Annotated in this window: 8 protein-coding genes; 4 read left to right on the forward strand and 4 right to left on the reverse strand. The window is 63.1% G+C overall.

Annotation, left to right across the window (positions count from 1 at the left end):
- Together AHiyo1_RS24820 and AHiyo1_RS14690 are read left to right on the forward strand one after the other, a co-directional pair.
- On the forward strand, nucleotides 1-277 hold a 277-nt coding region (locus AHiyo1_RS24820; RefSeq protein WP_172465600.1), incomplete at its 5' end, for an alpha-L-rhamnosidase-related protein.
- Nucleotides 250-1,134: an alpha-L-rhamnosidase-related protein gene (locus AHiyo1_RS14690; RefSeq protein ID WP_172465601.1), complete on the forward strand. Its 885-nt coding sequence runs from the start codon at nucleotides 250-252 to the stop codon at nucleotides 1,132-1,134. The genes AHiyo1_RS24820 and AHiyo1_RS14690, both read left to right, overlap by 28 nt.
- Before the next feature lie 516 nt (nucleotides 1,135-1,650).
- Here the strand turns inward: AHiyo1_RS14690 and AHiyo1_RS25620 are convergent.
- The 3 genes from AHiyo1_RS25620 to AHiyo1_RS14710 form a co-directional block, all read right to left on the reverse strand.
- Entirely contained in the window at nucleotides 1,651-1,929 is a 279-nt protein-coding gene (locus AHiyo1_RS25620) for a hypothetical protein (RefSeq protein WP_216363216.1), read from the reverse strand.
- Between the two features lie 161 nt (nucleotides 1,930-2,090).
- Complete coding sequence (locus tag AHiyo1_RS14705; RefSeq protein ID WP_059389068.1) at nucleotides 2,091-2,531, reverse strand: hypothetical protein; 441 nt, start codon at nucleotides 2,529-2,531, stop codon at nucleotides 2,091-2,093.
- Between the two features lie 162 nt (nucleotides 2,532-2,693).
- Nucleotides 2,694-3,125: a DEAD/DEAH box helicase gene (locus tag AHiyo1_RS14710; RefSeq protein WP_059389069.1), complete on the reverse strand. Its 432-nt coding sequence runs from the start codon at nucleotides 3,123-3,125 to the stop codon at nucleotides 2,694-2,696.
- A gap of 18 nt (nucleotides 3,126-3,143) precedes the next feature.
- On the opposite strand from AHiyo1_RS14710, the gene AHiyo1_RS14715 reads away from it, so the two are divergent.
- Nucleotides 3,144-3,488 carry an FCD domain-containing protein gene (locus AHiyo1_RS14715; protein ID WP_253257368.1) on the forward strand — a complete coding sequence of 115 codons (345 nt, stop codon included), beginning with the start codon at nucleotides 3,144-3,146 and terminating at the stop codon, nucleotides 3,486-3,488.
- Between the two features lie 283 nt (nucleotides 3,489-3,771).
- Entirely contained in the window at nucleotides 3,772-4,269 is a 498-nt protein-coding gene (locus AHiyo1_RS14720) for a hypothetical protein (protein ID WP_059389070.1), read from the forward strand.
- Nucleotides 4,270-4,919: 650 nt separating this feature from the next.
- On the opposite strand, the gene AHiyo1_RS14735 is transcribed toward AHiyo1_RS14720, so the two are convergent.
- Nucleotides 4,920-5,198, reverse strand: coding sequence for an HPr family phosphocarrier protein (locus AHiyo1_RS14735; RefSeq protein WP_059389073.1), 279 nt, complete (start codon nucleotides 5,196-5,198; stop codon nucleotides 4,920-4,922).
- Between the last annotated feature and the right edge of the window lie 23 nt (nucleotides 5,199-5,221).

Genomic DNA, 5,221 nt, shown 5'->3' on the forward strand with positions numbered 1-5,221 from the left:
CACAGTGCTCGTCCCCTGGGCCATCTACGAAGCGTACGGAGACACGGAGCTTCTCGCGGAAAGCTGGGACTCGATGACCCGCTGGGTCGACTACGCGCTCCATCTCGCCAAGACGGCCCGCCACCCGTCCCGGATCGCCCGCCCAGAGACACCGCTCCCCCACGAGCAGTACATCTGGGATGCCCCCTTCCACTACGGAGAATGGCTCGAGCCCAAACGCCGCCGGGCAGACGGTCCCTCATCGACCCCATGGCCGAAAATCCCTACGCCTACATGAGCGCGGACCGTGGCGAGGTCGGCACCGCCTTCCTGTACCGCACCACCAAGACACTCAGCCGGATCGCCGGAATTCTCGGCCATACCGAGGCGGCCGAGCGGTACCGAAGGGTCGCTGAAAGTGTCAGGGAGGCGTGGCAGACCGAGTTCCTCACACCCGAGGGGCACACCCGCGAAGACACCCAGGCAGCCTACGTCCGGGCCCTGGCCTTCGGCCTCGTCCCCGAGCCTACGCGTTCTGCGACAGTCGAGCGACTTGTCCAGCTCATCCACGACGCCGGCGACAGGCTCGGCACCGGATTCCTCTCCAGTGGCCTGCTGCTCCCCGTCCTCGCGGACAACGGCTACACAGACCTCGCTTTCAGTCTGCTGCTCCGCCGCGGAACCCCGTCGTGGCTGGGAATGCTCGATCGTGGAGCCACCACCGTCTGGGAGGACTGGGAAGGCGTCGATGAACACGGGATCGCGCACGAATCGCTCAACCACTACAGCAAGGGAGCCGTTATCCGCTTCCTCCACGAATACCTCGTAGGCCTCCGACAAGCCGCCGGCTCAGCCAGGTGGGAGCGCTTCGACATCGAGCCCCACCCCGGCGGAGGCATCACCTCAGCCAGCTTCCGCTTCATGTCACCCCAAGGCCGGATCCAGGTCGCCTGGGAGATCGCAAACGAGGAGCTCCGCATCGATTTCACCGTGCCCGAAGGGAGCTCAGCGCACCTCACCCTGCCAGATGGCACAAGCACGCCCTACCCTCCCGGAACACACTTCGCATTCTGCCCCGCTCGGATGAGCGCTATCAGGTGGTCACACGATCAATCTGTTGCCGGCGGGCACAGAGGCCGCCAACCGGGCGTTTAGCGCGGTGCTCCTGATAGATCGAGGCTAAAGTCCTCCAGGCAACTCGGAAAACCCTTCGGTCCGCTCCGTCGTCGAACGAGCCGAACTCGCCCTCGAGAGGCGATCAGGCGCACGCCTCCCGCACTATGCTCGCCGCCGAAAGTCCACGACGCCCGGGCCTCATGCCGCCACGACCCAGCCATGAAGAGCCAGAAGTATCTTCGCTGTTTGCCATTCTGATGCCCGATCTGGGATGTGGTTGAACGCTGTCGTCAGCGGGCCGCGGTGCCCTCTGTGTAGTCGTCATCGCTTTGGACCCAGGAGAATAGCCTGCGGAGCTCGCGGCCGGTGGCCTCGATCGGGTGTGACTCGGAAACACTGGGACGTGCCGAAAACATGCCGAGTACGGCCCGGTCCGGCCCCGGTACGGCCCAGTCCGACAGCCAAAGTGTGCACATTGTGCACACGCCGCTTTTTTCACGGAGACGAATGTCCGCTATGGCAACTGCGGCCTGTCCGACCAGCCGGACAACCGCCTCAATCGTCCTGTCCTCCCCCTTGCGACATCCAGTAATCGTTGATCGCCTGAACGGCCTGCTCCTTCGTCATCCGGGCAACATCTCGTTCATTCAGTCCAACGGTGTGGGTGAGTTGCCAGACCAGCGCCAGGGGAATAGCCAAAGCGGGAGGGGATGCCATTCCGCGGGCAGGCAAGGCACCGTCATCGACGCATGCCCAAAACTCATCCTCACTGACCTCGAGCTGGTCTTGGAGAATATGGTTCCAGATCGAACTCGAATACGTGGTGCGATCCACCGGGCGGGAAATCCTGGTCCGCAAGATCCGTCCGTCTTGCAGACTCAACCGGTAAGTCGCGTGATGGCGCACTGGTTTCCCGCGGGCATTCGTCACCAACTCCCAGCGCTCGGTTAGACAGAACTTCTCATGATCGTCCCGTCCGCCCACGCGTCGGACGCTCATGCCACCGAGCCGGTGAGCCAGGCGGCCAATTGCTGATCGGTGCACAGATCAATGAGCTGAACCAAGGCCCAGTTCTCGCGGTGATTGGGCGCCGCGTGCAAATGATCCTCCCAATCCTCCGCGTAGTCCCGCAAAGCATCGACGAAGTCCGCCAACGCTTCACCCAGTTCCGTGGCCTCAGCGGCAAAAGGCTGCCCCGGCATGAAGACAGCCCATGCTCCGTCCTCGTTCACGACCTGGACATTGGCGACGACCGTCAATTCCAGATAACGGCGCAAGCTCTCTCCATTGACGACGGCGGCCGTGGCCCGGTCGGGCCGCCGTATCGTGGACAGCCCTCCCCGCTCGCTGGCATCGAGGATCGTCTTCAACGAATCCCGTGCTTGGGTAAACCCGTAGACGTGTCCACCGACTGTCTCATGTGTGGGGGTGCTCATATATCAATCATCCGCACGTACATCAGGTACGTCAAGTACGTCCACGTCGCTTTCCGTTACGTGGTCGTCACGGGGACCATTGGTGGGCTGATGCTGTCGCAAAATCACCGAAGACTGTCCCTGCGGGGATGACGACGTCACGCGCTTGGCAGTTTCCGCGGATCAGGGAACCCGAGCGAGACGTACCCCGGCGACCGCTTGTTCAGGGAAGCTGCCAGGACCGACCGGAGTGGACTCATCATGGTAGTCGTGAACGGTCGCCACCGTCTTCCCTGGGTATGGTCGGATGATTCGGCCGGCGTATTGGACCAACCTGCCCCTGAAGGAAATGGGCGCCGCAAGGAACAAGGTATCCAGCTTCGGACAATCAAAGCCCTCGCCAATGTAGGAGCCGGTTCCCAACACCAGCAGCGGCTCTGAGTCATCGGAGTTCAAAAGAAGGTCGACGGCGGCTTGTCGCTCCTTCGCCTTCATTGCCCCACTGAAGACCACCGGCTTCAGACCATTCGCCTCGAACCGGGACCTGAAGGAATCAAGATGGGTTTTCCAGGTGGTCAGCAAAAGAATTCGCGAGTTCTGTTCGTAAGCCACCATAACGTCGTCGTAAATTTGGTGCAGGCGATCCTCGTTGGCAATCAAGTCCTTGTAGATGGCGGAAATCCCGCCCTGCTGGACCATGACGAGGCCCTGCTCTCCATCCTGTACAACGCTGCCGGCAACCCCGTGCTGGCGCAGATGATCCGGGCGCTCTGGCAAAAGTGCCGGGCGTACAAGATTGTCGGCGCACAAGGTTCGCTGGATGCGAGCGACGACGATTCGTTGTGGCGTTACCAGCAGGACCTGATCACAGCGGCCCGCAACAACAATTCCCCGGCGGCAGCGGCCGTGAACGAAGCCTCCCTCCTTGATGACAGCGAGCGGATCAAGGCGCGCCTTGCGGACCAGCTCCCGTCCTAGCGCCCGTCCTCCACAGCAAAAACACCCCGGCTGCCCCATGTGGGGTAGCCGGGGGCGTTTCTATTGACTGAAGCTCAGCCCCGGGACTCCCGAAAACCTACCCCGTGCGAAAGCAAGTGCCGCGGCGGAGACTCGAGGAGCGTCACCGGGACGGGTACAGAGCCGGGTCTGGCAACGCCCAACACGCGTCTCTTGCCTGGTCATGACGCCCTCTTTCGGGGTGTCATGACACCGCGTAGACTTGTCGCTGAAGCCAACACCCTCTCAAAGGCAGGAGCGCACTATGTCGGCAGGGACGCCACGGCACACGATCCGGGTCAGCGACGAACTGTGGAATGAAGCCCACCGCAAAGCCGTGCGGGAAGGCACCTCCGTGTCCGAACTCATCCGTATCCGGCTCCGCGAGTATGTCGCAGCCCCGGTCGAGCACCGGCACACCATCGCCGACTCCCTCGTGTACCTGGTCCCGCACGCGTTCAACGACCTGCACGGTCCTGCCGCCGGAACCGTGGAGCTCCCCCTCCACCTGGACTGGGGACCGGAGACAAGCTACACCGTGGTCGATGACGGAAGCTGCTCGGTGCTGTACCAACTCACCCTTCAGAATTCGGGATCCATCGAGGAAATCTGCCGCATCGTCCACCCGGCACGGCTGACGGCCCTGTGGCCTACCATGATCCTTCCCGCACGGTGCAGGCAGCTCTGGGAAAACACCTTCCCCCAGCTCCCCGCCACCCGCGAAGCGAAGGAACACCGCTCATGGACGACGCTCAGCGCGTAGCAGCCAAGATCGCCCTCGGCGTCCTGGCCGCCGACGGCTTCCTCTCGCGGCGGCCAGGCCCTGATTGAGCACGGCATCACCGAACGCCTCTCGGACGACATCGACCTCTTCGCCCTGCACCGCAGTCACACCCCGGCAACCTTCGCCGCATCGGTGCAGAAAATGACGGCCGCCCTCGAAGCCTCCGGATACACCGTCGAGATCACCCGACAATACGAGGAGTTCGCCAGCGTCACCGTAGGGCACAACGAAGAAGCCGTCGTCATCGACCTTGGATTGGACTGGTGGGAGAACTCCCCCGCCATCATCGACATCGGACCAATCCTGTCCCTGAAAGACTCCGTCGCATCCAAGCTGCTCGCCGTCTACTCACGCGGATACGCCCGCGACTACCATCACCAGCCACCGCTTCACCCACCAGCAACTGATCACCCTCTGCCAACGCCGCGCCCCGACACTGGACCTGCCAACGTTAGCCGCCGCCATCGCCAGGCACCGGACACTCCCCACCACCGAATTCACCAAATACGGCCTCCACCCCAGCGAACTCCCCGCCCTCAGCACCACCCTCCTGGACTTCGCCACGATAATCCACAACGCCTCATCAGCCGACTGACCTGCCGGGCGGACATTTTCTCTTCCGGAAATCGTCAGAAGGCGTCCAGGTCGGTTTCAACCAGGGCGGCGAGCTTGTCCAGGGCCTCTTCGGCGCCGGCGCCCTCGGCGCGCAGCACCACCGTGTCGCCGTTGCCGGCGCCCATGGTCATGAGGGACAGGATGCTCGAGGCGTCCATGGCTTCGTCCTTCGGGGTGCCGTCCAGGGCGATGGTGACCTCGACGTCCAGTTCAGCGGCGGCGTCGGCGAAGATTGCTGCGGGACGGGCGTGTAGGCCGGAGGCGCTGGCGACGACTGCTTTGCGTTCGGGCATGGGGGTTCTCCTTCAGGATGGGG

This window comes from Arthrobacter sp. Hiyo1 (assembly GCF_001263615.2).
In the GTDB taxonomy this organism is placed as follows: domain Bacteria; phylum Actinomycetota; class Actinomycetes; order Actinomycetales; family Micrococcaceae; genus Arthrobacter.

Bases quoted from the DNA above. Each gene is read 5' to 3' on its own strand.
- AHiyo1_RS14690 (WP_172465601.1), top strand. From the start codon at position 250: ATGGCCGAAAATCCCTACGCCTACATGAGCGCGGACCGTGGCGAGGTC.
- AHiyo1_RS14705 (WP_059389068.1), bottom strand. From the start codon at position 2,531: ATGAGCACCCCCACACATGAGACAGTCGGTGGACACGTCTACGGGTTT.
- AHiyo1_RS14710 (WP_059389069.1), bottom strand. From the start codon at position 3,125: ATGGTGGCTTACGAACAGAACTCGCGAATTCTTTTGCTGACCACCTGG.
- AHiyo1_RS14720 (WP_059389070.1), top strand. From the start codon at position 3,772: ATGTCGGCAGGGACGCCACGGCACACGATCCGGGTCAGCGACGAACTG.
- AHiyo1_RS14735 (WP_059389073.1), bottom strand. From the start codon at position 5,198: ATGCCCGAACGCAAAGCAGTCGTCGCCAGCGCCTCCGGCCTACACGCC.